This is a genomic window from Streptomyces kryoterrae (assembly GCF_054072135.1).
In genome coordinates, this window is the sequence record NZ_CM133358.1 from 3741012 (window position 1) to 3765192 (window position 24181).

The 24181-nt window shown below is 70.3% G+C and carries 23 protein-coding genes and 1 pseudogene; 9 read left to right on the plus strand and 15 right to left on the minus strand.

The window, feature by feature from the left end; genetic code table 11:
• Positions 1–126 precede the first annotated feature (126 nt).
• On the plus strand, positions 127–840 hold the full coding sequence (locus tag ACW4TU_RS15845; RefSeq protein ID WP_457428465.1) for a DUF6445 family protein: 714 nt from the start codon (positions 127–129) through the stop codon (positions 838–840).
• Between the two features lie 26 nt (positions 841–866).
• On the opposite strand, the gene ACW4TU_RS15850 is transcribed toward ACW4TU_RS15845, so the two are convergent.
• The 3 genes from ACW4TU_RS15850 to ACW4TU_RS15860 form a co-directional block, all read right to left on the minus strand.
• Complete coding sequence (locus tag ACW4TU_RS15850) at positions 867–2078, minus strand: RNA-guided endonuclease InsQ/TnpB family protein (protein ID WP_457428466.1); 1212 nt, start codon at positions 2076–2078, stop codon at positions 867–869.
• Positions 2062–2517: an IS200/IS605 family transposase gene (gene tnpA / locus ACW4TU_RS15855; RefSeq protein WP_457428467.1), complete on the minus strand. Its 456-nt coding sequence runs from the start codon at positions 2515–2517 to the stop codon at positions 2062–2064. Before tnpA ends, ACW4TU_RS15850 begins: the two co-directional genes overlap by 17 nt.
• A gap of 181 nt (positions 2518–2698) precedes the next feature.
• On the minus strand, positions 2699–3955 hold the full coding sequence (locus tag ACW4TU_RS15860; protein ID WP_457428468.1) for an amidohydrolase: 1257 nt from the start codon (positions 3953–3955) through the stop codon (positions 2699–2701).
• A 315-nt stretch (positions 3956–4270) separates the two neighbouring features.
• On the opposite strand from ACW4TU_RS15860, the gene ACW4TU_RS15865 reads away from it, so the two are divergent.
• The 3 genes and pseudogenes from ACW4TU_RS15865 (at position 4271) to ACW4TU_RS15875 (ending at position 5387) form a co-directional block, all read left to right on the plus strand.
• On the plus strand, positions 4271–4978 hold the full coding sequence (locus ACW4TU_RS15865; RefSeq protein ID WP_457428469.1) for a class I SAM-dependent DNA methyltransferase: 708 nt from the start codon (positions 4271–4273) through the stop codon (positions 4976–4978).
• Between the two features lie 41 nt (positions 4979–5019).
• Positions 5020–5220: pseudogene (locus ACW4TU_RS15870) on the plus strand (VOC family protein); the annotation flags it as partial.
• Complete coding sequence (locus ACW4TU_RS15875; protein ID WP_457428470.1) at positions 5217–5387, plus strand: VOC family protein; 171 nt, start codon at positions 5217–5219, stop codon at positions 5385–5387. The pseudogene ACW4TU_RS15870 and the gene ACW4TU_RS15875, both read left to right, overlap by 4 nt.
• A 42-nt stretch (positions 5388–5429) precedes the next feature.
• Here ACW4TU_RS15875 and ACW4TU_RS15880 read toward each other — a convergent pair whose 3' ends face one another.
• The 4 genes from ACW4TU_RS15880 to ACW4TU_RS15895 form a co-directional block, all read right to left on the minus strand.
• Positions 5430–6665, minus strand: coding sequence for a hypothetical protein (locus ACW4TU_RS15880; RefSeq protein ID WP_457428471.1), 1236 nt, complete (start codon positions 6663–6665; stop codon positions 5430–5432).
• 98 nt (positions 6666–6763) lie between these two features.
• Positions 6764–7699, minus strand: a complete 936-nt coding sequence (locus ACW4TU_RS15885) for an N-acetylneuraminate synthase family protein (protein ID WP_457428472.1) — start codon at positions 7697–7699, stop codon at positions 6764–6766.
• A gap of 13 nt (positions 7700–7712) precedes the next feature.
• Positions 7713–9029: a cytidylyltransferase domain-containing protein gene (locus ACW4TU_RS15890; RefSeq protein ID WP_457428473.1), complete on the minus strand. Its 1317-nt coding sequence runs from the start codon at positions 9027–9029 to the stop codon at positions 7713–7715.
• Positions 9030–9079: 50 nt separating this feature from the next.
• Positions 9080–10396, minus strand: coding sequence for a DUF6716 putative glycosyltransferase (locus ACW4TU_RS15895; protein ID WP_457428474.1), 1317 nt, complete (start codon positions 10394–10396; stop codon positions 9080–9082).
• A gap of 198 nt (positions 10397–10594) precedes the next feature.
• Here ACW4TU_RS15895 and ACW4TU_RS15900 point away from each other — a divergent pair, with 198 nt between their 5' ends.
• The 3 genes from ACW4TU_RS15900 (at position 10595) to ACW4TU_RS15910 (ending at position 14445) form a co-directional block, all read left to right on the plus strand.
• Complete coding sequence (locus tag ACW4TU_RS15900) at positions 10595–11581, plus strand: glycosyltransferase family 2 protein (protein ID WP_398402249.1); 987 nt, start codon at positions 10595–10597, stop codon at positions 11579–11581.
• Complete coding sequence (locus ACW4TU_RS15905; protein ID WP_457428475.1) at positions 11581–12960, plus strand: polysialyltransferase family glycosyltransferase; 1380 nt, start codon at positions 11581–11583, stop codon at positions 12958–12960. The genes ACW4TU_RS15900 and ACW4TU_RS15905 overlap by 1 nt, the downstream gene beginning before the upstream one ends.
• Positions 12961–13248: 288 nt before the next feature.
• Positions 13249–14445 carry an acyltransferase family protein gene (locus ACW4TU_RS15910; RefSeq protein WP_457428476.1) on the plus strand — a complete coding sequence of 399 codons (1197 nt, stop codon included), beginning with the start codon at positions 13249–13251 and terminating at the stop codon, positions 14443–14445.
• A 66-nt stretch (positions 14446–14511) separates the two neighbouring features.
• Here ACW4TU_RS15910 and ACW4TU_RS15915 read toward each other — a convergent pair whose 3' ends face one another.
• The 3 genes from ACW4TU_RS15915 to ACW4TU_RS15925 all read right to left on the minus strand — a co-directional run bounded on the left by ACW4TU_RS15915 (position 14512) and on the right by ACW4TU_RS15925 (position 17580).
• Positions 14512–15861 carry a polysialyltransferase family glycosyltransferase gene (locus tag ACW4TU_RS15915; RefSeq protein WP_457428477.1) on the minus strand — a complete coding sequence of 450 codons (1350 nt, stop codon included), beginning with the start codon at positions 15859–15861 and terminating at the stop codon, positions 14512–14514.
• Positions 15858–16844, minus strand: coding sequence for a glycosyltransferase family 2 protein (locus ACW4TU_RS15920; RefSeq protein ID WP_457428478.1), 987 nt, complete (start codon positions 16842–16844; stop codon positions 15858–15860). Before ACW4TU_RS15920 ends, ACW4TU_RS15915 begins: the two co-directional genes overlap by 4 nt.
• A 124-nt stretch (positions 16845–16968) precedes the next feature.
• Positions 16969–17580: a TetR/AcrR family transcriptional regulator gene (locus tag ACW4TU_RS15925; protein ID WP_457430133.1), complete on the minus strand. Its 612-nt coding sequence runs from the start codon at positions 17578–17580 to the stop codon at positions 16969–16971.
• A gap of 178 nt (positions 17581–17758) precedes the next feature.
• Between ACW4TU_RS15925 and ACW4TU_RS15930 the strand changes: the two genes are divergently transcribed.
• Positions 17759–19165, plus strand: a complete 1407-nt coding sequence (locus ACW4TU_RS15930) for an FAD-dependent oxidoreductase (protein WP_457428479.1) — start codon at positions 17759–17761, stop codon at positions 19163–19165.
• Between the two features lie 428 nt (positions 19166–19593).
• Positions 19594–20421: a L,D-transpeptidase family protein gene (locus tag ACW4TU_RS15935; RefSeq protein WP_457428480.1), complete on the plus strand. Its 828-nt coding sequence runs from the start codon at positions 19594–19596 to the stop codon at positions 20419–20421.
• Between the two features lie 272 nt (positions 20422–20693).
• Here the strand turns inward: ACW4TU_RS15935 and ACW4TU_RS15940 are convergent, their stop codons facing one another.
• From ACW4TU_RS15940 to ACW4TU_RS15960, 5 genes are all read right to left on the minus strand, one after another.
• The gene (locus ACW4TU_RS15940) at positions 20694–21857 is read right to left on the minus strand and encodes a hypothetical protein (RefSeq protein ID WP_457428481.1); all 1164 of its coding nucleotides are present in this window, start codon (positions 21855–21857) and stop codon (positions 20694–20696) included.
• Positions 21857–22519 (minus strand): RNA polymerase sigma factor, encoded by a 663-nt coding sequence (locus tag ACW4TU_RS15945; RefSeq protein ID WP_457428482.1) that lies wholly within the window; start codon positions 22517–22519, stop codon positions 21857–21859. The genes ACW4TU_RS15940 and ACW4TU_RS15945 overlap by 1 nt, the downstream gene beginning before the upstream one ends.
• A 268-nt stretch (positions 22520–22787) precedes the next feature.
• Entirely contained in the window at positions 22788–22982 is a 195-nt protein-coding gene (locus tag ACW4TU_RS15950) for a hypothetical protein (RefSeq protein WP_457428483.1), read from the minus strand.
• Positions 22979–23560 carry an RNA polymerase sigma factor gene (locus ACW4TU_RS15955; protein WP_457428484.1) on the minus strand — a complete coding sequence of 194 codons (582 nt, stop codon included), beginning with the start codon at positions 23558–23560 and terminating at the stop codon, positions 22979–22981. The genes ACW4TU_RS15950 and ACW4TU_RS15955 overlap by 4 nt, the downstream gene beginning before the upstream one ends.
• Positions 23561–23669: 109 nt before the next feature.
• Complete coding sequence (locus ACW4TU_RS15960) at positions 23670–24080, minus strand: DUF6278 family protein (protein ID WP_457428485.1); 411 nt, start codon at positions 24078–24080, stop codon at positions 23670–23672.
• Positions 24081–24181: the final 101 nt, after the last annotated feature.

The following is a 24181-nucleotide window of genomic DNA, read 5'->3' on the forward strand; positions in this document are numbered from 1 at the left end:
ATGCCCGGCCGGGTGCGCCAGGGAACGCCGGGAGAGACGTCCGCTGACCGAAGATTGACCGAAGCCGGGCAAAAATTGACCGAGCACGGACAAAGACAAAACCAGGCCCGCCCTACCTTCTGACCCATGTCCCCACAGCCACCGCCTCCCCCCTGGGCTGCCGCCGCCCGCCCCGCCCTCCCGGTGTTGCCCTACCGCAAGCCCACCAAGGGCCGCGACTACTGGGTCCTCGACGATGTCCTGCCCAACGTCGACGCCGTGCGCGAGCGTTGTCTCGCCAAGGACGACTGGACGAAGGGGCACCCCTACACCTCGGAGAGCTGGCCCGGACTGCGGGCCATGCCGGGGCTCGAACCCGCCGAGCTTGGGCGGATCGAGCGTCTGGTGCGGCAGGCGACCGGCGCGAAGGAACTCAGGGTGCAGAAGGCCCCCGGCGGCGGCACCCTCAACCACAACTGCGTCCAGGTGGTCGGCGAGGGCGAGAGCACGCCCCGCCCGCACACGGACTCACGGGCGCTGTGCCGGTACGCGGCCGTGCTCTATCTCAACCCGGGCGTCCCCAAGGACTGCGGCACCAGCTTCTTCCGCCAGTCCCTGCCCGGCGGCCGGCTCGGCGGCAACACAGTCCAGGCCCCGCACAACAACCTCGTCGAGGCGCTGGGCACCCGGTTCGTGGCACCGGACGCCTTCGAGGAGGACGTACGCGTCCCGCACAAGTACAACCGTCTGCTCCTCTACAACGCCAACCTCGTGCACAGCGCGACCGGTTACTGCGGGACGACAATCGAGGAGAAGCGGATGACGGCGGTCTTCTTCTGGGTGACTCCTCCCCCCGAATAGATCCGGGGGGCTTCTCCTGTCGGTGGCTAGGCCACGTCGGGAAGGACCAGCCCGGCCCTGACAGCGACGTTGAGTGCGCCGACCGCGTCCGCGTTCGCGGTGTGGCCGCACGAGACGCATTCGAACTTTGCTTGCGTGGTGCGGTTCTCGCCGGACACGTACCCGCAGGCGGGGCAGGTGCGGGAGGTGTTGCGGGGGTCCACCGGGATCAGTACGCGACCGGCGCTTTCAGCCTTGTGCGCGAGGATGCCCAGGAACACCCCCCAACCCGCATCGTGAATGCTCTTGTTCAGCCCGGCCTTGGCCGCCGCACCGTTCGGCAGGAAGGTGCCGGGGGCGTCACGGTCCGGCTTGGCCTTGGGGGCGCGGACCATGTTCGTGATACGGAGCTGCTCGTGCGCGATCGTGTCGTAGTCGCGGACCAGGGTGACGGCGGTCTTGTGGGCGTGATCGGTGCGCTGCCTCCTGACCTTGCGGTGCAGCTGGGCGACCTTTTCCACGGCCCGGCGGTGCCGGGCCGACCGGTTGTCCTGCTTGCGCCTCGGGAACGCCTTGAGCGCGCGCTGGGCGTCGGCGAGAGCTGCGGCGTTGCGCTTGCCGTGGCGCGGGTTGGCGATGTGCTCGCCCTCGGAGGTGGTCAGGAAGTGGGCGATGCCCATGTCGATGCCGGTAACCGCGCCCGTCGCGGGCAGCGATTCGGCTGGGACCTGATCGCAGGAGAGGACGACGTACCACTGCAGGCCCTCGCGCTTCACGCTGATCGTCTTGACGCGGCCCCTGACGGGCCGGTGCTGGTGGACGCGGATATGCCCGACGCCTTGCAAACGGACACGGGTGACCGGGTCGTGCGGGGTGGAGTTCCAGCGGCAGCCGTCGCCGTCCTTCGGGAACTCGACCGTGTCGAACCAGTTGACGCCCCGGAACCGGGGGTATCCGGGCGTCTGCCCGGCCTTGACACGGCGGAAGAACGCCTGCATCGCCTTGTCCAGACGGCGGAGCGTGGCCTGCTGCGAGGAGAACGACCAGCGGCCCTGACGCTCCGGATCGAACGCCCGAATGTCCTTCAGCTGCGCCGACTGGTCGCCGTACTTGACCGAGGTCCTGGAGACGTGCCGGTAGGCGTCACGGCGTTCCTCCAAGGCCCCATTGTAGAGGGAGCGGTGATCCCGCAACATCTCGACCAGCGCCTGCTCCTGGCGGACGGTGGGGCGGAGGAGGAACTTATACGCGCGGTGCACCGGCGTCCCCCTCCGGCTTCTTCGTCCGCTTGTCGGGGCGTTCCCACTGGGTGTCGATGTATTGCTCGACCGTGTCCGCACTGACCGCGCCAACCGATGCGACGAAGAACGATGACGACCACAGCGTGGGCATCTGCGACTTCAGGTGCGGGAACTCCTCGCGCAGGACACGGGAGGTGAAGCCCTTGAACTGGTTCGCGACGTAGGACGCGGATGCCTTCGGCTCGTGCTTCACGAAGAGGTGGACGTGGTCGGGCATCACTTCGAGGGCGATGATCTCCCAGTCCCTTTCTGCCGCCTTCACCTCGATCAGCTCGCGGAGCCGGACCGCGACTCGGCCGCCGAGGACCCGGCGGCGGTACTTAGGGCACCACACGACGTGCAGTCCCAAGTCGTACACGCCGCCGGAATACCGGCGGACCTTCCGAGTCACAGTCACCGCAGGAACTATACACGCAACGTGTGTCTAGTATCGGCGGGCATCAGCGCCCCGAAGCCAACAGTGCAGATCCATAAACAAAGCAGGGGTCAGAGCAACACTCAGAAGCGATTCCCCCACACCTAAAGGCGCGGATCCCTTCGCTAGGAGTCTGATGGCATGAGCCCCGTCCCCCGCCTTCCTACTGCTGTCGCTCCTGCGCGTCGATCAGCGCGGCGGCGGTGAACAGCTCCACACCGACCGTGATCGCGTACTCGTCGGCGTCGAAGTCGCCCTGGTGCAGATCGCGCACCCCCCGCTCCCCCGGCCTGCGCACGCCGAGCCGGGCCATCGCTCCGGGTACGTGCTCCAGGTACCAGGAGAAGTCCTCGCCGCCGAGGCTCTGCGGGGTGTCCTCGACGGAGTGCATGCCGCGCCGGGCGGTCATGGCGTCGCGCAACAGCTCCGTGACCTCCGCGTCGTTGACGACGGGCGGCACGCCGCGCACGTAGGTGATCTCGGACTTGGCCCGGTACAGGTTGGCGATCTCGTCGATCGCCTCGTGGACGAGGTCGGGGGCCTGGTGCCAGGTGTCGAGGTCGAGGCAGCGGACGGTCCCGGAGAGCTCGGCGTGCTGCGGGATGACGTTGCAGGCGTGCCCCGACTCGATCCGCCCCCAGGTCACGGAGAGCCCGCTGCGGGCGTCGACACGCTTCGCGACGAGCGCGGGCACCTCGGTGGCGACGCGGGCGGCGGCGCTGACGAGGTCGGTGGTGAGGTGGGGGCGCGCGGTGTGGCCGCCGGGGCCGTCGAGGGAGATCTCCAGCCGGTCGCAGGCGGACGTGATGGGGCCGTGGCGCAGCCCGATCCGCCCGGCGTCGACCTTCGGGTCGCAGTGCACGGCGATGATCCGGCCGACACCGTCGAGCGCGCCGCACTCGATCGCGTCGGCGGCGCCACCGGGCAGGACCTCCTCGGCGGGCTGGAAGAGCAGCCGCACCGGCCGCGGCAGAGCGCCCTGCCGGTGCAGTTCGGCGAGGACGAGCCCGGCGCCGAGGACGACGGTGGTGTGCACGTCGTGCCCGCAGGCATGGGCGCGGTCGGGCACGGTGGAGCGGTACGCGCAGTCACTCTTCGTGTCCGGGATGGGGAGGGCGTCGATGTCGGCGCGCAGGGCGAGCGCGGGCACAGTGGTGCCGTCGGCCTCGCCCTCGGGGTCGACTCCGATGTCGCCGATGTCACAGATGAGCCCGGTTCCGGTGGCGAGGACGCGCGGCTTGAGGCCGGCCTTCTCGAGCCGTGCCTTGATGGCGGCGGTGGTGCGGAACTCCTGGTTGCCGAGCTCCGGGTGCATGTGCAGGTCGCGCCGGAACGCGACGAGCTCGGCGCGCAACGCCTCCGGCAGCGTGCCGGGAAGCGCGGCTTCCCCGGGGAGATCGGCCTCGGACTCTCGGGACATCAATTGGTTCACCCTCTGAAGGGTAGGACGCCCGGGCGGTGAACTGACCCACGATCAACAAAATTTCAACCTGTCAGGGAAGAAATTCTGACCGCCGAAGGCATACTCGCGAACTGGGATGGGTAAACTCGGGGCCCTTTCCCGGCAGCCACTCGCGTCTACCTGCGTCCACGATGCCACGCCGTCCACCGCGCCGACGGAACTGTCCACCCACCGAAACGGCCGGGGTCACGGCACATGAACATTGGCCCACAGTCTCCGCCGCCCGCGTAATCGCCCCTTCGGCCGCATCGCTCCCGGGTAACGTGCAGCCCCGTGACCGCCCCGAACCAGGCGTCCGTAACGGACTCCATACAGGCCGCCGTACCGGACCCACCGGACTTCCTCCAGGCCACCCGCGCGTCCTACGACGCCATGGCCGCCGACTACACAGAGCGATACGCGGACCACTTGGCGGACCTTCCCCTGGACCGCGCCCTCGTCGCCGCCTTCGCCGAGCTGGTGCGGGCGCAGGGCCCCGCGCCCGTCGCGGACATCGGCTCCGGCCCGGGCTGGGTGACCGCGAGACTGCACGCCCTCGGCGTCCCGGTGTTCGGCGTGGACCTGTCCCCGCGCATGGTGGCGCTGGCCCGCCGGGCCCACCCCGGACTCCGGTTCCACGTCGGGTCGATGACGTCCCTGGACCTCCCGGACGAGACCCTGGGCGGAGTCCTGGCCCTCTACTCGATCATCCACATCCCGGACGCCGCCCTGCCCGCGGTGTTCGCGGAGTTCCACCGCGTCCTGGCCCCCGGCGGCCATGTCCTCCTGGGCTTCCAGTCGGGCCCCGACGACGGCCACCTGCACCTCGCGGAGCGCTTCGGCCACGAGATGTCGCTGGACTACTGGTTCCGTACGCCGGACAGGGTGGCCGAGCTCCTCGCGAAGGCGGGCCTGACCCTGCACGCGCAAACGGTCCGCGAACCGTACGAGGACGAGACGCGCCAACGCGCTTACCTGCTGGCGCGCAAGCCGGTGGCGTAGCCCGGGGGACGACTTCCCGCCCGCGCCCGCGTCATGGGCGGATGGCACGCCTCCACGACATCGTCGTCGACTCGGCCCACCCCGCCTCGCCGGCCCGCTTCCGGGCCGCCGCGCTCGACGGATACGCCGTCGCCCCGTACGACGAGGCCGAACTCCCCCGTCTGCGGGGGCTGGGGATCGACGGTCCGGAGGACGACCCGACAGTTCTCCTGGAACCGCAGGACGGCGGCCCCCGCTTGTGGGTGCAGCTCGTTCCGGAGCCCAAGCGCGTCAAGAACCGGCTCCACCTGGACCTGTCGACGCCGGCCTCGTCGCTGAACTCGACCGGCTCACCGCTCTGGGCGCGACCCTCTCCGCCCGCCACGACGGCCATGTCGTACTGCTGGACCCGGAGGGCAACGAGTTCTGAGTGGCTGAGGGCGCTTGCGAAACCTCAGGGGGATACCGGGCGTCAGCCCGTAGCCTTCGCTTCCTTTGCCGGGTGGTCCGACTTCGTCGACACCCGCTGCACGTCCCGGGCCGAGCCCGTGACGCCCGAGAGGAACCCCTGCGCCCGCGGTGACGCGCTCGCCGTGAGCCAGGCCGGGTCGATGTCGCAGACGGCGACCTTGACGTCCGTGCCCGCCAGAGCCAGGGGGAGGGTGTGGACGACCGTCGAGGGGAAGCTGAGGATCGTACGGCCGATGGGGCCGCGGCGGGCGATCAGTTCCAGGGGGAGGTCCGGGCGGACCACCTCCAGGCCCGTGCAGGCCGCCAGGTCGTGGAGTTTCTCGGCGCTCTCGCGGCGGTGGGCGAAGTAGCGCGTCACGCCGTGGGCCTTGGCCAGGGTGCGGACCGCGTCGCGGTAGCGGTCGGCGTCGACCACGCCCGTCTCGACGAGTGACGTGCCGACCATGTCGGCGCCCTCGGAGATGAGCGGGGGGCCGAAGCGGGAGCGGGTCCAGGCGAAGTCGTTGGAGGTGACCTCGACGCCCTCGGGGATGTCCTCGATCGGCATCGAGGAGAAGATCTCGACCCGGCGCCTGCCGCCCGGGGTCAGCCGGCGGCGGGCCTTCGACGACACCGGGATGAACAGCAGGTCCCGCGCTCCGGGGCGCTGGGACTTGCGGTGCCAGCGCACCAGGCGCTCACCGCGCGCGAGCTGGGAGACGAACTCCATGGTCGCGGTGCCGTCGTCGACCACGACGAGGTCTCGGGCCTTGGTGATGTTGAGAAGCACCTGTACGTAGCGGGAGAACGGGTCCCCCATCACGATCCGCTCCGTCCTGCGCAGCAGGGGGGCGAGACCGCCGATCGTGCGGAAAGGGGCCGAGGTTCCGGCCCGCGCGTCCTCCCAGCGGACCTCGTGGCCCTCCTCGCGGGCGAGCTCGGCCATACGGCGCAGCTGGCCCCGGGTCATCGGGTCGACCGGGGAGAGGACGACCAGGGTCAGTCCGCCACCGGCGGGTTCCCGGTGGATCTCCGGCCGGCTCCGGCCTCTGCGCCAGCGGCGCGAAGCCTGTCCGGGGACCCTCCCGGAGAGTTTGCCCTTTTTGCTGGCGGAAACAGCCGACGCCGGACCGCCGGCCCCCTCCGGGCTGAGCGCATGCGTGTGCACATGCGCCCATTCCAGCACGTTCAGCAGCTGGACCGGGCTCTCGACGAAGGCGAGAGTTTGGGGGCCGGTGGTACCGGCGCGTGGGCTCATCGACGTACGACCGTCGCTTCCGTGAGTACGGACTGGGGGATCCGCGTGGACGACAGTGGTCACCGGCTCGCGCCGGTGAGGCCGCTGAGTGGTGCGGATCAGGCGGTGACGGGCTCGCCCGCCGCAGCCGCGATCTCCGCGTCGGCGATGACGCCGGAGACACGACGGAGCTTCTTCATCGGGCCGATCTCGGACTCGTAGACCTTCTTGACACCGTCGCCGAGGGACTCGGAGATGGTGCGGATGTCACGGACGAGGCGGGTCAGGCCCTGCGGCTCGACGGAGGCGGCCTGGTCGGAGCCCCACATCGCGCGGTCGAGGGTGATGTGACGCTCGACGAAGGTGGCACCGAGGGCGACCGCGGCCAGCGTGGTCTGCAGGCCCGTCTCGTGGCCGGAGTAGCCGATCGGGACGTTGGGGTACTCCTTCTCCAGCGTGTTGATCACGCGGAGGTTGAGCTCCTCGGCCTTCGCCGGGTAGGTCGACGTCGCGTGGCAGAGCAGGATGTTGTCGCTGCCCAGCACCTCGACCGCGTGACGGATCTGCTTCGGGGTGGACATACCCGTCGACAGGATGACCGTACGGCCGGTCTGGCGGAGGGCGACGAGCAGCTCGTCGTCCGTCAGGGACGCGGAGGCGACCTTGTGGGCCGGGACGTCGAACTTCTCCAGGAACGCGACGGCCTCGGTGTCCCACGGGGAGGCGAACCAGTCGATGCCGCGCTTCTTGCAGTGCTCGTCGATCTTGCGGTAGTCGTCCTCACCGAACTCCACACGGTGGCGGTAGTCGATGTAGGTCATGCGGCCCCAGGGGGTGTCGCGCTCGATGTCCCACTGGTCGCGCGGGGTGCAGATCTCCGGGGTGCGCTTCTGGAACTTGACCGCGTCGCAGCCGGCTTCGGCGGCCACGTCGATCAGCTTGAAGGCGTTCTCAAGGTCACCGTTGTGGTTGATGCCGATCTCGCCACAGATGTAGACGGGCTGGCCGGGGCCGGCGGTCTTCGAGCCGAACGAGCGCAAGCGGGTGGTGGTCATGACTTTTGGTTCCTTACTTCTTGTTGAGGGGGTCGAGAGAGGGGCCGAGGATCCAGCTGGCGATCTCTCGGATCGCGCCGTCGCCGCCGGGAACGGTGGTGACCGCGCGTGCGGCGCCGCGCACAACGTCGTGGGCGCTCGCGACCGCCACGGGCCAGCCCACGAGGGCGAAGCACGGGAGGTCGTTGACGTCGTTGCCGACGTAGAGCACGCGCTCCGGCGCGATGCCCTGCTCCTCGCACCACTGCTTCAGTGCGAGGTCTTTCCGGTCGATGCCGTGCAGCACGGGCAGCTGTAGCTTCCGTGCGCGGGCGGCGACGACCGGGTTCTGCTCCGAGGACAGGATCAGCATGTGGAGGCCGCTCTTGCGCAGAGCGGCGATGCCGAGTCCGTCACCGCGATGCACGGAGACGATTTCCCGTCCTTCGGAGTCGATCAGCACCCTGTCGTCTGTCTGGGTGCCGTCGAAGTCGAGTACGACCGCGTCGATGTCGTCGGCGGTCGGGAGGGCGCCGGGGCGGTTCGCGTCGAAGAGCGTCGCGAGGGCCCGGGCGCGGGCGAGGTCGTGCGGATCGTCGATCTCCAGCACGCGGGCCGGGTCGGTGCGCACGGGTTCGGTGTGACCGAAGAAACGGTGCTTCGACTTACGGAAGCCCGTCGCGTCCATGGCGTAGACGGCGCCGGTCTCCAGGAGGTCCTGGGGGCGGTCCTGGCGGCGGGGCCGGAAGGACTTGTCGTGATTCACGCCATAGCCGCCGCCGACGGTGACCGTCTCGGTGGCCACGGAGCCGGTGCCGCCCTCGACGGCCGTGCGCTCGGCGGGCGCCGGCTGCGGGTCGTCGGCGGCGTCGCGCCAGATGAAGCCGTGGAAGGGGGCGACGGTCAGCGCGCTGTCCGCGCCGTTGTGCACGACCGCGTTGACCACGCCGTCGACGTCCTCGCGGATGATGAACGGGCTGGTGCACTGGACGAGCAGGACCACGTCGACCTTGGCGTCGTGCAGCGTCTCGTGGGCGTCCATGGCGTGCAGGACGGCGGCCTCGGAGGTCGCGGTGTCACCGGCGATGGCGGCGGGGCGCAGCACGACCTCGGCGCCGGCCTGGCGGGCTGCGGCGGCGATCGCCTGGTCGTCGGTGGAGACGACGACGTCCGTGACCAGCTTGGCGGCGAGGCACTCGCGCACCGCACGGGCGACCAGCGGGACCCCGCCGACGGGCAGCAGGTTCTTCGCGGGCACGCCCTTGGAGCCCCCTCTCGCGGGGATCACTGCGAGCACGCGGGGCCGCGCGGTCGCTCGGCCCGCTTCCGGGTTGGACTCCGGGTTGGACATTGCCTGCACTCCTTGACGCTCTTCGCGTGTTCGACGGGGGATCCGGTGGGTCACAGTTCCCCCATCCGCCGGATCACGGGCGCGACGCGCTGCACGCCGTGCCGGTAGGCGCCGCGGGCCGCGCGACGCACGATCTGCCGCACCGCTCCCGGCTCCTTGTCGGCGGCCGGCGCTCCGGGCAGCGGAACGCCGTCGGGGCCGAGGTGGTGCCGAGCGAGAATACCCGGCAAATATCCGGGAGCCGTCATCGGTGTGTAGTACGGGGCCAGGGGCGGAAGCTTCGAGGATCCCAGAAGTCGGTCGATCCTGTCGCGTGCGGCGTCGAAGGCGGTCTCGTACGAGCCATCAGCAGCGACACCCTGGCGGGCCACCCAGTCGGCGTCGGGAACGGGCTGGTGACCGGCGTCGAGCTGCTCCCAGGAGGCGAGGCAGCCGGAGCCCACGAAGTGGTGGTTGCCGAGCGCCTCGCGCACGCCCAGGTCGCTCAGCACGACGGTCGGGATGCTGCGGTGCAGGGACTCCAGGGCGGCCGTGGAGCTGATGGTGACCAGCAGGTCCGTGCGGTCCAGGACCTCGCCCATGTGCCCGTAGACGAGCTTGAAGTTCGGCGGAAGGTCGGCGCGCTGGGCCAGTTTCTGGTAGGGCAGTTCCTCGATGTGGGTGGTGTGCTCACCTGGCTTGGAACGCAGCTTGAGCAGCACCTCGCGCTCCGGGTGCAGCTTCGCGTGCTGCACGAGCCGGTCGAGGAGATACGTACGGTCCTTGCGGCTCTCCGGGACGGAGGGCTGAGCGGCGAACACCACGGTGTACGGGTGACCATGCTCACCCGTGTAAGTCGCGCCACCCAGGAACGGAAGTGCGACTTCGGTCACAGAGGACGAGTCGGCGCCGACTCCGTCGTACACGGCCTTGAAGCGGTCGGCGTCCTGGCGGGAGTTCGCGAGGACCAGGTCGGCACCGTGCCGCAGCAGGAGCCCGTCGGCGAGCTTTTCGTACACGACCCCGACATAGCCGGTGACGACGACAGGGCGCAGGGCCGTGTCGTCCCACACCTGCGCCAGGCCGTGCAGCATCGCCTGGACGCCACCGCCGACCAGGGCGAGCACGAGGATGTCGTACGGCTCCTCCTGGTCCATGGCCCGCAGGAACTCCAGGGCGGTCACCTCGCGCAGCGAGTCCGCCCTGACGCCTACTTCCTGGAGCTGTCGGGCGGTGGGGGTGGCTCTGCCTCGGAGGAGGTAGCCGTCAAGATGAATGTCGGAATTATCAGGAGAAATACGGCTGGCTGTGAGCGCACCCCATTTCCACCGAGTGTCGGAATCGGCGAGGACGGCGACCCGCATGGGGCTCGTGGTACTGGCTGGCACGCCCAAGACCTTAAGCCGACATGGGGTGCTTCCACCCAATCCCAAGGCAACAAAGGGTTAACAAAGGGTCGCGTCGGCTTGAATCAAGACGTCAAACGTGCAGAAACCCCCTTGATTCACCGGGCGGACACATGTAGTTCACCCGACATCAAACCCCGGGTAAAGTAGGACCACCGGAGAGGCTCTAACCTCGGACTCGTGGTCAAGCTCTCCGTCATCGTGCCGTTCTACAACGTGCAGCAATACGCGCCCGACACTCTGAAGAGCCTGCGCGCCAACGCGCGCGAGGACTTCGAGTTCATCCTCGTCGACGACTGTTCGCGCGACGAGACTCCGGACATCCTCGCGCGCGCAGAGCGCGAGCTGCCGGGCGCCGTGCTGGTCAGCCACGAGAAGAACGGAGGCCTGGCCACCGCTCGCAACACCGGTATCGACAAAGCGCGTGGCGAATACCTCACGTTCCTCGACGGCGACGACTGGCTCGCGCCCGGCTATTTTCCCCAACTCCTCGCCGCTATTGAGGAGTTGGGCTGCGATTTCGTTCGTACGGACCATGTCCAGTGCACCAACCGGGCACGCGCGATCCATCGGGTCCCGCACGGCCGGCGCGGGGTCGTGATGTCGCCGCGGGACGCGATCCTGCCCACCGACCGCACCACCTCCGTCGACTACGCCTACGCCTGGGCCGGCATCTACCACCGCCGGCTCGTCGACCGCGGCATCCTGCACTTCACCGACGGGCTGCGTACGGCGGAGGACCGGCCGTGGATCTGGAAGCTGCACCGGGAGGCGGAGTCGTTCGCCGCGGTGGGGCTGCTCGGCGTCTTCTACCGGCGCGGGGTCGCCTCCTCGCTCACCCAAATCGGTGATGTTCGCCAACTCGACTTCATCCGGGCCTTCGACCAGGTCATCGAGGAGACGGCCCGGGACCCCGAGGCGGATAGGCTGCTGCCGAAAGCAGTGCGCACCTACTGCGCGATCATGGCTCATCATCTCGGAGCGATCGAGAGGTTCGAACCCGCTGTGGCCCGAAAACTGCGCTCGCTGAGCGCCGCCGCGCTGAAGCGGATGCCGCAGGACGTTCTCGCGGAGGCCATCGACTCGATGGACGCCCAGCGGGCCACCCGGCTGCGGAAGGTGCGGCGCAGGCCCGTCTCCGCGTCCGCCGGGACGGTGTCCGTCTGATGTCCCGCACCACTCAGACCCGCACCACGCAGATCTTCTGTGCGTCGACGCTGTACGGCGCCGCCACGCTGGCCGCCGCCCTCGACGCCGGGCTCTTCGAGCCGGCCGACCGAAGGCTGCTGCTGATCACCAACAACGCGGCCAACCCCGAGATCACCCCCGGGGTCGACGCGATGTCCGGCTTCGACCGGGTGAGCGGGCGGTTCGACGAGGTCCTGTCCTGGAACGAGACGATCGCCCCGTTCCACCCCAGCGGCTGGGGCCCGCGCGCCGACGACGTCCCGCTGTGGGAACGGCATCTGCGGCTGCTGTGGAACCTCGGTGACGACAACATCCAGCTGGCCGTCGAGTCCGTGCAGGTCAACCCGGCTCTCGCGCTGTGCCAGCTGTTCACCGGCGCTCCCGTCGACGTCTACGCGGACGGCCTCATAAGTTATGGCCCCACGCGCGACAAGATCGACGCGCTGGTCGGCACCCGCATCGGGCGCCTGCTGCACCTCGACCTCGTCCCGGGCCTCACCCCGCTGCTGCTCACCGAGTTCGGCGTGCCCGCCGAACTGGTGCCGTCCGAGGCCTTCCTGAAGGTGCTGGGCGAACTCGCCGAGGCCGGGGACGAGACGGTGACCTGGGAGAACCTCCCGAAGGACCAGCCCGCGCTGCTCCTCGGGCAGTACCTATCCGCGCTCGGCATCCTCACCCCGCACGAAGAGGAGGAGCTGCATCTGCGCATGGTGCGCGGCGCCGTCGCGGCCGGACACCGCTCGCTCGTCTTCAAGCCGCACCCGACCGCGCCCACGGCCTGGGCGGGGTCCCTGGAGACGGAGGCGAAGAAGCTCGGCGCGGAACTCACCGTCCTGGACCGGCCCGTGCTCGCCGAGGTCCTCTTCCAGCGACTGCGCCCCGCGCTGGTCGTCGGCTGCTTCTCGACCGGCCTGTTCACGGCCGCCGGTCTGTACGGCATCCCGGTCGCCCGGGTCGGCACGGACACCGTGCTGGAGAAGATCACGCCGTACCAGAACAGCAACCGTGTGCCCCTGACCATCGTGGACCTGCTGCTGCCGGACCTCGCGGACGCCAAGGCCGTCAAGAAGTGGGCGATGCCCTCGGACAAGCAGGTCGGCAAGAACCTGGCCGGGCTCGTCAAGGCGATCGGGTTCTGCATGCAGCCCCGGATCTATCCGCGGCTGCGCCCGGAGGCGGAGAACTACCTCTCCAAGCACCTCACCGAGCAGACCTGGCGCTACTTCAAGCGCCGCCGTCTGACCTCGCTGGCGCTGCCCGGTGCCCTGCCGTCCCAGCTGTCGTTCATCCCGCGCAACGCGACCGTGCGCCGGATCGCGCGCCGGGCACGGGCGCTCAGCAGGACCGTCAAGCGGTAGCGGTGAATCGCCGAATCGGTGATTCTGTGACAACAGGCACTGCGAAGATTTAATCTGCCGAACGCGTCGCCCCCCGCCTCGTATACGGACGGGGTGGCGACGCGTAGGTGTCTGTACGCGTCGGCGGCCGTGCCTGTGTCCGTGTCCGTACGCGTGCGTGCATACGTCAATGAGCTGACCGGTTGTTCATCCGTGAGAGTTCTGTGCTACCTCTTTGGCTTGCCCCTGACTCTCCTGGTTGTCGTCGATGAGTCAGTTTCTTTTGTCCCAGCTGCGAAAGGCCACCTGATGACCGCGGCCGACCAGACCATGGCCCCCCCGCTACCGGCCCCGCCGCCGGTCCCGCGGTCCGGGAGTGCCGAACCGGCCGCCGTGCCCGCCGCCGAGGCCGTCAAGCGCCGCCCGGTCAGCCGGCTGAAGGCGCTGGACGGGCTGCGGCTGGTGGCCGCGCTGATGGTCTGCATGTACCACTTCGCCGGCAAGAACGGTCAGGTCGCCGAGTCCTGGCACCAGTCGCCGGGTGTGATGTTCCCGACCCTGTCCCGGTTCGCCACCTACGGCAGCCTCGGGGTGCAGTTCTTCTTCGTCATCAGTGGCTTCGTGATCTGCATGAGCAGCTGGGGCAAGACGCTGGGCGACTTCTTCCGCTCGCGCATCGCCCGTCTCTACCCGGCGTACTGGGTCGCGATCGTCATGGTCACCGCCGCCTCGTTCCTGATGCCGGTGGTCGTGCACCATGTGCGCGGCGACGAGTTCCTGGTCAACCTCACGATGATGCAGCAGCCGCTGGGCGTGCCGCGTGTCCTGGGCGTGTGCTGGACGCTGTGGGTGGAGCTCAAGTTCTACGTGCTGTTCGCGCTGTTCGTGGTCTGGAAGGGCGTCACCTACCGCCGGGTGGTGACCTTCTGCATCCTGTGGACGCTGGCCGGCGCCTTCGCCCGGGTCGCGGACAACCCGCTGATCTCCGAACTCACCTTCCGCGACCACGCCCCCTTCTTCATCGGCGGCCTGGCCCTCTACCTGATCCACCGCTACGGCAGTGACCTGCTCCTGTGGGGCATCGTCGGCATGTCGTACCTGCTGGGCCAGCGCTACTCGGTGACGGCCCTGTGGCACCCGGGCGCGCAGGGCGACTTCGTGCGCAACCCGCTGGTCATCCAGGCCATCGTGCTGCTCGCCTTCGTGTCCGTCGCGGTGGTGGCGCTGGGCTGGACGAGCTGGGCGAACTGGAACTGGCTGACGGTCGCGGGCGCGTTGACGTACCCGTTCTATCTGATCCACGAGCACCTGGGCTGGTTCTTCATCCGGGTCCTGCACCGCGGCTGGGGCCTCGACCCGTATCTGACGATCCTCGCGTCGGTGGCGGGCCTGCTGTCGCTGGCCTGGCTGATGCACCGGTTCGTCGAGAAGCCGTTCGGATCCCGGCTGAAGCGGACGATGACACTCCAGTCGAAGAAGCTGGGCGAGAAGCTGAAGCAGGCGTAGCGGTAAGCGGATGCGAGGAGGCCCGGGGTCGGTATCCGACCCCGGGCCTCCTCGTGTTCCTGCCCGTCAGGACCGCGCGGCCCTGACCCTCTTCACGACCTTGCGGACCGTCGGGTTGCGCCGCAGCGTCTCCGCGCGGACCGCGCTGCCGCCGGGGAGGCGGAGGCTGGTCAGGCGGCGGCGCTTGAAGTAGTGGGCGTTCTCCGGCAGATGGACCGACAGCCAGGCGGCGACCTCGTCGCGCAGCTGCGGGTGCTTACGGGACTGCATGCAGTACCCGACCGCCTTCACCAGCGGCGACAGCCGCTCGACGAGCCCGGGGTCGTCGGACGGCGTGCCGATGCTGGACGCGAGGTCGCGTTCGGCGTCGGGCAGGGCCGCGTCGATGATGGTGAGCGGGATGCGGTTGCTGTTCTCGTACGGCGTGATGGCGTCGAGGAGCGACTCCGTGCCGACCCGGGCGACCGGGATGCCGTAGAAGGTCGCGGCGGTCATCAGCGCGGTGGAGAAGCAGCCGACGACGAGCTGCGGCTTCAGGTACGCGAACACCGTCTCGGCGAGCACCGGTTCGTTCAGCACGCTCAGGTGCACGCCGAGTTCCGTGGCGGCGCTCTGCAGGGAGGTGGAGTACGCGGCCGGGGCGCTCGGGTGCGGCTTGAACAGGACGGCCGTGTGACCGGCCCTGGCCGCGGCCCGGAGCATCCGGACGTGCAGCTCCTCCTCTTCCTCCTGGGTGATGAGGTTGATGGCGGACAGGTACTGGCCGAGGAGCACGGCCGTCGGACGGTTCTCGGCCGGGATACGGGCGGCCAGGATGTCGGCCCCCTGTTCCCCGATCTCGTTGAGTACGCCGACGATCGGCTCGTTGGGGATCGGCACCGGCTCCACGCCGTACTCGGCGAGGAGGAGGGGCCGAAGGCCCGGTATGAGGTCGAGGTGCAGCACACGGGCGATGCGGCTGCTCATGCCGTGCGGGACGCGGTTGCGGGTGGGGCCGTAGCTCATCAGGCCGTCCGCGTACACGTGGATCGGGCTGTCGGCGAAGATCTCGGCGACCGCGCGGGAGGGGTTCGCCTGGATCGACTCGCAGGCGATCTCGACGGGCTCGTCACCGAGGTTCCAGGCCAGGCGTACGGCCTTCTCCCACATGATGGCGTCCTGCGCGCGGGGGGACCAGCCGGCCGGGTGGTGCGGGGAGATGAACTCGTTCCAGGAGCGCACCTCGTCGAACTCGGGCCGCAGCTTCTCGAAGCCGGACATTCTGTCGAGCGGGGTGCCGACCTCCGGAATGGCGGCCGTGTTGCTGACGACCAGGATGCGGCGGTGGTCCTCGCGCGGGCCGAAGAGGCCGGCGCGGATGGCGGCCGTGACGGTCGCCGCGGCGTACTGCGTCGCCGAGAAGAAGATCTGGATCATGCCGCGATTCCCTTCATACCGCCGCGCACGCGCCGCAGCAGGTGGACGCGCTGCTCGCCCATCCCGATGAGGGCGGCCTGGAGCTCGTCCTCGGACATCTTGTTCAGCGCGTCGGCGCTCATCTGCCGCAGTTTGGCGGCGGTGGGGCGGTCGAACCGGCTGCGCTGGAGCAGCTGGTGCGCGATGACGACGCAGTAGTTGCGCAGCGCCTTCTTGCGCAGCAGCCCCACCTCGGGGTCGTTCGCCAGTTCGGCGAGTACGAGGTCGAAGGACCGGAAGAAGTCCAGCTGGCGGACGTCGCCGATCTGGGTGAGGGAGGTGGTGACACCCCGGCGGTAGAAGACACCGCGCAGGCTGGCGACCGTGTAGGACTCGGCCCGGCGGTGCAGGTCCCAGATCCAGGGGCGGTCCTCGGCGGTCTTGAGACCGTCGTGGAAGCGCAGCATGCCCTTGTCGAGGAGGCGGCGGTGGTAGACGCCGGCCCAGGCGTAGGGGTAGTCGACCATCGTGGTGTCGTCGACCGGGAGGATCGAGGTGCGCGGGTCCAACGGGACGTTCCGGCGGCCCTCGGGGGCCCGGTGGACGGCTCGCTCGATGCCGTTGACCTGGACGTGGTCGGTGCGCACGAAGTCGACGTCGTGGCGCTGGATGGCGCCCACGAGGTCCTTCAGATAGCCCGGGGCCAGCCAGTCGTCACCGTCGAGGAAGGTGAGGTAGGTGCCTTCGGCCGCGTCGATGCCGGTGTTGCGGGCGGTGGCCAGGCCGCCGTTCTGCTCGTGCTGGATCACCCTGCCGTGCTTCAGCCGCTTCGTCAGCTCCAGCAACGCCTCGTAGGTCTTGTCCTTCGTCGAGCGGTCCTCGATGAAGATGAACTCGAAGTCGTCCTGGTCGTTGTTGACGAGACTCGTCACTGTGTCCGAGACATAGGTCTCGATGTTGTAACAAGGGACGATGACGGACAGTATCGGGGGACGATTGGTCACGCGCACACCTGGGCTCTCTCAGCTGCAGATTCCGCGACAGTAAGAGTTATTCGGCGCCGGATGTCAACTCGGTCCCGACCGGGCAGCACTCGAAGGATGAGGGCCGGGCCGAAATCCCCACGCGTCACGACGACTTCCCGTACGTCATCGCGTACGTCGTCCTGATCCCTGCGAGCACCAGCCCCAGCCCTTCCTCGAACTGTCGGTCGTAGTCCTGGAAGACCTCGGCGCCGGCCGCGGCCGACAGGGGAAAGTCTGCCATCCGCCGGGCCCGCTCCTCGACGTCGTACCCCTCCCGGCGCTCGCCGGGCAGCGGCTGGACGCCCTGTTCCTCCGTGACGAAGCCAATCGTATAGACGTACGCGGTCATGTTCGCGCGCACGGCCTGGGCCGGGGTGAAGCCGGCCTCGACGAAGCAGCGGAGGTTCGCCTCCATCCGGACGGCGTGCTCGACACCGGTGAAACGGGAGCCGCTGAACACCTTGGCGCCGTCGCGGTAGCCGAGCAGGGCGTCGCGCAGGCCGCGGTTGGCCGCGAGCAGGCGCTCGTCCCAGGGGACGTCGGGGCCGAGGGGCGGGCCGGCGACCATCCGCCGGTACATCTCGGTCGCCATCTCGTCGAGCAGGGCCTGCTTGTCCTTGAAGTGCCAGTACAGGGCGGGCGCCTTGACGTCCAGCTCCTTGGCGATGGCACGCAGGGTGAGCCCGTCGAGGCCGACCTCGCCCAGAAGCCTCAGGGCGGTGTCCGCGACGCGTTTGCGGTCGAGGGGGGCTCGGCGGCCTGATCGTTCGGTTCGTCGCGCCGGCTCTGCCGGTTCTGCTGGTTCTGCTGCTTCCGTGCTCACGCTTGACAACTTAACACTGTTAAGTCCACTCTCGGAGGCAAGGCGACTTAACAACGTTAAGGAGATGGTCGTGATGACCGACGTACTGGTGGTGGGCGCGGGCCCCACCGGACTGGCGCTCGCCGTCGACCTCGCACGGCGCGGGGTGGACGCGGTGGTCGTGGAGCGGGCCGAGGGGCTGTTCCCCGGGTCGCGGGGCAAGGGCATCCAGCCGCGCACGCTGGAGGTCTTCGACGACCTCGGGGTGGTGGACGCCATCCGGGCGGCCGGGGGCCCGTACCCGGCCGGGATGATCTGGCAGGACGGCAGGCGGGCGGGCGAGCACCGGATGTTCGACCCGGCGGAGGAGGGCGAGGAGTCTCCGTACGGGGCCGAGCCGTGGATGGTGCCGCAGTGGAGGACGCAGGAGATCCTGTTCGCGCGGCTGACGGAGCTGGGCGGGCGGGTGGACTTCGGCCGCGAGGTCGTGGGCCTGGAGCAGGACGCGGAGGGCGTGACGGTCGCCTTCGCCGCCGGTGAGCCCGTCCGCGCCCGGTACGTCGTCGCGGCCGACGGTGGCCGCTCGACGGTGCGCCGGGCGCTGGGGATCGCCATGACGGGCGAGACGGTCGACCCGAACCCGATCCTCGTGGCGGACGTACGGATCACCGGCCTGGACCGCGACAACTGGCATGTCTTCCCGCCGCGGGCGGACGGCACGGGCTTCCTCGCGATCTGCCCGCTGGCCGGGACGGAGGACTTCCAGCTGGTGGCCCAGTTCCCGGAGGGGGACCACCCTGACCTGTCCCTGGAGGGCATCCGCAAGGTCGCCGCGGCCCGCTCGCACCTTGCCCCCGAGGACGTGACCGAGGTCCGCTGGGCCTCGGACTTCCGCCCGCGCGCGGCACTGGCGGACAGCTTCCGCACCGGCCGGGTGTTCCTCGCGGGGGACGCGGCGCACGTCCACTCCCCCGCCGGGGGCCAGGGCCTGAACACGAGCGTCCAGGACGCGTACAACCTGGGCTGGAAGCTGGGCGCGGTGCTGCGGGGCGGGGTCGCCGAGTCCGTACTGGCCACGTACGAGGAGGAGCGCCGGCCGGTCGCCGGGCGGATGCTGGGCATCTCGACGGGTGTCCACCGGGGCGAGATCAGGCGCGGCGAGGCGACCCGGCAGCTCGCCCTCGGCTACCGCGACTCGTCACTGGCGGTGGAGACCCGCCCGGCGCCGGGCCCGGTCCACGCGGGCGACCGCGCCCCGGACGGCACGGTGGACGGCGTACGCCTCTTCGACACGTTCCGCGGCCCGCACTGGACCCTGCTGACGGTGGGCACGGCCACGGCACTGCCGACGCTCCCCGTACCCACGGTCCACCTCCTCCCGTACGAGGCGTACGGCACCGGGGTGTTCCTCGTCCGCCCTGACGGCTACGTCGGCTGGGCGGGGGCCACGGCGGAGGGGCTGGAGGAGTACGCGGCGGGCATGGGTGTGACGGGCTAGAACCCGGCAGGCGACAGGTTCACGGCGAGGACGACAGCCCCACGGTCAGCCGTCGTGGAGGGTGTCCACGGAGAGTTCGCCGCGAACGCCGACGGACTCCGGAACGGGCACGCTCTGGCCCCGCTTGAAGCGCTGCGGGTCGGGATAGCTGCCGTCGACCGTTGCAGTACGGCCACGGCATCCTCCTTTTCAGGGCTCACACTTCGCGAGACTAACCGGGGGCGTGCGCTTTCCCCTTCCGATCACCCATTCGGGCGAATTGCCCAGCTCGGAGGACATCGGAAGGCGCGGCGGGTCTGTACACCGGTTCGACGGGTAGTCCTGATGCCGACACACGCGTCATGGTGGGTGCCTCGGCGTAACTTGCACGGGGGTCAGGTGATGAGCTTCGGGGGGCCGGCTTGCGTACTACGGGCATGCGAAAGGTGATGTCCGCCGTTCTCACGGCTCTCGCCGTGGGCGGCTGCACGGTGCAGACCACGGACCCGGACGGCGACCCGCGGTCGCCTGTCCACATCCAGGTCTCGCACCCGCCCGCCGACGACAAACCCGGCGCCACGGCCACTCCGGCGCCGAAACCGACCCCGTCTCCGAAGCGGGCGACCCGCGCTCCCTCCCCGCCCGCCGCCGTTCTCTGGTCGCGCGGTGACAGCGGGCGGGACGTGCGGGAGCTCCAGGCGCGGCTGCGTCAGGTCTCCTGGCTCTTCGACGGGCCGACCGGGTCGTACGACGACCTGACGGAGAACGCCGTCAAGGGCTTCCAGGGCAAGCGCGGGCTGCCGCGCACCGGGCGGACCGACACCGTCACCTGGCAGCGGCTGCTGCGGATGACGCGCGAGCCCGGACAGTGGGAGCTGTATCTGATGGGCGGGCAGCCGGCCGCCTATCCCGACCCGCGCTGTCTCACCGGCCGGGTGCTGTGCATCAGCAAGACGAGCCGGACGCTGCGCTGGATGATCGACGGCCGGACGGTCTCGACGGTGGCCGTGCGGTTCGGCAGCCAGTACACGCCGACCCGGGAAGGCGTCTTCAGCGTCTACTGGAAGTCACGGCACCATGTGTCGACGCTCTACGACTCCCCCATGCCCTACGCGATGTTCTTCAGCGGCGGCCAGGCCGTCCACTACTCCGCCGACTTCGCGGCCCGCGGCTACGGCGGCGCCTCGCACGGCTGTGTGAACATCCGGGACGAGACGGCGATCGCCGCGATCTTCGCCGAGGTGAGCAACGGCGACAAGGTCGTCATCTACTGGTGAGCCTGCGGCGGCGAGGATGATTCGGGGCGCGGACGGGACCGGGGGAACGTGTCCCGCCCGCGCCAGGTGCACGAGCCGAAGGTACGGGGGGAACCCCCGGCTCTGTGCGAGGAACCGATGACCAGTCGGCTCACTTCCTACTGCGTCGGCGCCGCCGAAAGTGTCACACCCCGCACGCGCGAACTTCGCCGAAGCACCTCGCCGACGCACATCCGCGCAGGTCGGAGCGGTGCCCCGCGGTGCAGAGAGGTGTGCTCCGGGGCGTACGGGACTCAGGTGGCCGTCGGCTGCGGCAGGACGCCGTACGACGGGTCGGGGTCCGGCGCCGGTTCGTACGGGGGCTCGTTCACCCGTACCGCGGCGAAGGTCGTCGGTGTGGGCGTCGGCTCCGCAGCGGCCCGGCCGCCGTGGCCGTTGCCGCTCCCGTGGCCGTTGCCGCTCCCGTGGCCGTTTCCACCGCCGTCGCCGTTGCCGCCGCTCACGTCGTTGCCCTTGCCCCCGGTGTCACCGGCGCCGTTCTGGCCGTCCTCGGCGCCGGTGTCTGTGCCGCCCGCCCCGCTGCCGGTGCCCGTGTCGGCGTTCGAGCGGACTGCCGGTTCGTCCCTGAGGGTGTCCTCGCAGTACTGCGGCACCTTCCGGGAACCCTTGGCCGCCTTCTCCAGGGCCCGTCTGCGCTCCGCCTCCAGCTTCTTGCCGCTGCGCATGTCACGGCAGGACAGGGCGAGTGCGCTGCGCCAGTCGCCGGGCCGGCCCGGATCGGAGCGGGACCCCTGTCCCGCGCCGGTCGGGCTGTCCCGGGGCTCGGCGCCCCCGGTGGTGCCCCTGCCGAAGGAGCCCCCGGCCGTGCTGTCGGGCCTGGGGGACGGGATGCCCTTGCCCCGGGTCACGTCCGGCGACGGCGAGGCCTGCATGGCGTCACGCGACTCGCCGGCCGACACGGTGGCGGCGGGGCGGCCGGGCGCGTCGCCGCCGAACGGGTTCGGCAGCACGCCGATGCCGGCGGCCATCGCGGCCGAGCCGACCATGCCGACGGCCAGCGCGGCACCGAGCCCCAGCCGCAGGGGACGGTTCCAGCGGGCCGTGCGGGCTCCGCTCCGGGGGGAGGCACCGGAACGCCCGAACCCTCCCACCCGTACGAGGCCCATGTCCGAGCCCAGGTCCGACGCGGGCGGCGTTGCGGTCGCGGGGGCAACGGTGATGAGGTCGGGGGCCGGGCGGGCCTTGCGGAAAGCGGCCAACGCGGCGGCCTCGCCCGGGAGTTCGGCGCTGCCCGGCGGGGTGTCCACGGAGAGCGCGTCCAGGGTCTTGGCGAGCAGCTCGGCCTGGTCGCGGGCTTCGGGGCCGGCGGACGCGAGTGAGGGCTCCAGCGGCTGCCCGCTCAGCAAACGCTCCGCCGCAGCGCGGTCCAGCCACCTGTACGGGTCGTCGTCGGCCATCACATGTCCTTCTGCGTCCGCGAACGCGTATGCGTCACACCGGCCGATGACACCGCACGTCCGTGCGGTTCCCGTGGGGGCGGCAGCGCGTCGAGCGCGGCGGTCGCGTCCGGGTCCTCGCCGAGCAGTTCCGCGAGCCGTCGCAGACCTCGGTGCGCCGCCGTGCGGACGGCTCCGGGGCGCTTGCCGAGGGTCTCGGCGGCGGTTTTCGCGTCGAGGCCGACGACCACCCGCAGGACGACGGCCTCGGCCTGGTCCTGGGGCAGCTGGGCGATGAGGGAGAGGGTGCTGTCGGTGGCCAGCGACTCCATGGCCTCGCCCGCCGTGTCGGAGTCGGCGGGCCGGCCGGACAGCTCGGTCTCGTCGCCGCCTATGGCGGGGCGGCGCCCGCGCATCCGTAGGTGATCGAGGGCGCGGTTGCGGGCGATCCGCGCGGCCCAGCCCCGGAAGCGGTCCGCGTCCCCGCTGAACCGGTCCAGGTCACGGGCTATCTGGAGCCAGGCCTCGGACGTCACGTCCTCGGCGTCCGGGTCGCCGACCAGCGTCCGCACGTACCCGAGCAGCCGTGGGTGCACCGAGCGGTACACAGTCCGGAACGCGGTCTCGTCCCCGGCCTGTGCCGCAAGCACCGCGGTGGTCAGCTCCGCGTCGTCCCCCTGCACCGCGCACACCTCAAGACCTCAGTGGATGCAGTTGCCTGTCGTCCGCAGCCTGTAGCGAAAGGCACGTTACGGCGTGAAAGCGGTCCTCGTCCATGTCCGTACAACGTGCAACTAACTCGTGATCCGGTGACGGTGTGACAGAAAACGCACGCGCGGCGCTGTAGAAGATACGGGCCGCCGCGCGGCCCGTGCCGCGCGACGGCCGGGGCCTCTCCTGTGGGGGGTGGCGGCCCCGGTCGTTGCCATCGGCTGAGAGTGGGGCCCTCCGTCATCGCCAGTCGTCCCGGCGTCGGGTGCGTGCCGCCTTGTGTGCGCCGGAGTCCCGGGCGACGAGGAACGCCGCGATCGCCGTCCGCTCCCCGTCGCCGGTGGTGTCGTCGTCCCGTGGGCCTTCGCGCAGGGCGGCGGCGAGCAGCCCGGTCAGGTGGGCCGGCGGTCGGCCTGTGACGTCGTCTGCGTTCATGTCGTTTCTTCCAGTTGCCGGGCCAGGCGTTTCAGGCCCCGGTGTGCGGCCGTGCGTACCGCGCCGGGGCGTTTGCCGAGGACGCGGGCGGCGGCCGGGGCGTCGAGGCCGACGACCACGCGGAGCAGGACCGCCTCGGCCTGGTCACGCGGGAGTCCGGCGATGAGGCCGAGGGCGTACTCCGTGGAGAGGGTCTCCAGGGCCTGGTCGGGGGTGCTGTGCGGGCCGGGCAGGTCCAGTACGTCCGGTTCGAGCGGCGTCCCCTGGGGCCGGGTCCGTCTGCGGCGCAGCAGGTCGAGGGCGCGGTTGCGGGCGATGGTCGCCGTCCAGCCCCGGAAACCGGCGCCGTCGCCCTTGAAGCGGCCCAGGTCGCGGGAGATCTCCAGCCAGGCGTCGGACGCCACGTCCTCCGCCTCGTCGCCGACGAGGCCGCGGAGATAGCCGAGGAGTCCGGGCTGCACGAGCCGGTACGCGACCGCGAAGGCGGCCTCGTCCCCGTCCTGGGCCCGGGCGACGGCGTCGCCCAGCTCCGCGTCGTACACCTGTACCCGGCGGGGTTTCCGTCGTCCCTGGCCCAAGCGCTGTCCTCGTCCGTGCCGGCGTACCGGCGTACCGCGTGCGGGGTCGGTGCCCGTCCTCATGGGCATCTGCGTCGCTCGGCACGGAAACGTCACTGCTCGGGCCGGTTCAGATCGCCGTGGCGTCCCGGCACAGCAGCCGCAGCGAACCATGGCCGGCGAAACAGCGGCGGGCCTCTTCGACCGGGTCCCACAACCGCCCGTCGGCCGTACGGACCCAGTGCCCGCCGTCCGCCTCCAGCCACTCCGCGGCACCGTCGGTCCGCCGCACGATCACCTCGCCCGCGTACGCTCCGAAGCCGCGCAGCACCGACTCCACGGCGGCGTACGGCGTCTGCTCGCGGCGGAGTTCCTCGATCATCCGGTCGGCGCGCCACAGACTCTGGGTCGAGTAGTCGAGGCGCAGCCGCGCGCCCTCGCGCATCGTCGCGACGGTGTCGGCGGCCCACCGCACGGGCTTCGCGGCGGCCTGTGGACGTGTCGTTCGGGCCGCTCTTCCTGGTGCTCGGTGTGCTGTCACATTCCAGGAAAGCGTGCGGGCGGCTGCCCGCGTCACCCCATTCCGGCGCCTGACCGGGATCGGCGCGGGACCACCCCAGGTCCGCCCCAGGACGACCACAG

What these genes read in the sequence shown, in the direction of transcription:
- ACW4TU_RS15845 (WP_457428465.1), top strand. Translation starts at nt 127, where the DNA reads ATGTCCCCACAGCCACCGCCTCCCCCCTGGGCTGCCGCCGCCCGCCCC.
- ACW4TU_RS15860 (WP_457428468.1), bottom strand. Translation starts at nt 3,955, where the DNA reads ATGTCCCGAGAGTCCGAGGCCGATCTCCCCGGGGAAGCCGCGCTTCCC.
- ACW4TU_RS15880 (WP_457428471.1), bottom strand. Translation starts at nt 6,665, where the DNA reads ATGAGCCCACGCGCCGGTACCACCGGCCCCCAAACTCTCGCCTTCGTC.
- ACW4TU_RS15885 (WP_457428472.1), bottom strand. Translation starts at nt 7,699, where the DNA reads ATGACCACCACCCGCTTGCGCTCGTTCGGCTCGAAGACCGCCGGCCCC.
- ACW4TU_RS15890 (WP_457428473.1), bottom strand. Translation starts at nt 9,029, where the DNA reads ATGTCCAACCCGGAGTCCAACCCGGAAGCGGGCCGAGCGACCGCGCGG.
- ACW4TU_RS15905 (WP_457428475.1), top strand. Translation starts at nt 11,581, where the DNA reads ATGTCCCGCACCACTCAGACCCGCACCACGCAGATCTTCTGTGCGTCG.
- ACW4TU_RS15910 (WP_457428476.1), top strand. Translation starts at nt 13,249, where the DNA reads ATGACCGCGGCCGACCAGACCATGGCCCCCCCGCTACCGGCCCCGCCG.
- ACW4TU_RS15915 (WP_457428477.1), bottom strand. Translation starts at nt 15,861, where the DNA reads ATGATCCAGATCTTCTTCTCGGCGACGCAGTACGCCGCGGCGACCGTC.
- ACW4TU_RS15935 (WP_457428480.1), top strand. Translation starts at nt 19,594, where the DNA reads ATGTCCGCCGTTCTCACGGCTCTCGCCGTGGGCGGCTGCACGGTGCAG.
- ACW4TU_RS15940 (WP_457428481.1), bottom strand. Translation starts at nt 21,857, where the DNA reads ATGGCCGACGACGACCCGTACAGGTGGCTGGACCGCGCTGCGGCGGAG.
- ACW4TU_RS15950 (WP_457428483.1), bottom strand. Translation starts at nt 22,982, where the DNA reads ATGAACGCAGACGACGTCACAGGCCGACCGCCGGCCCACCTGACCGGG.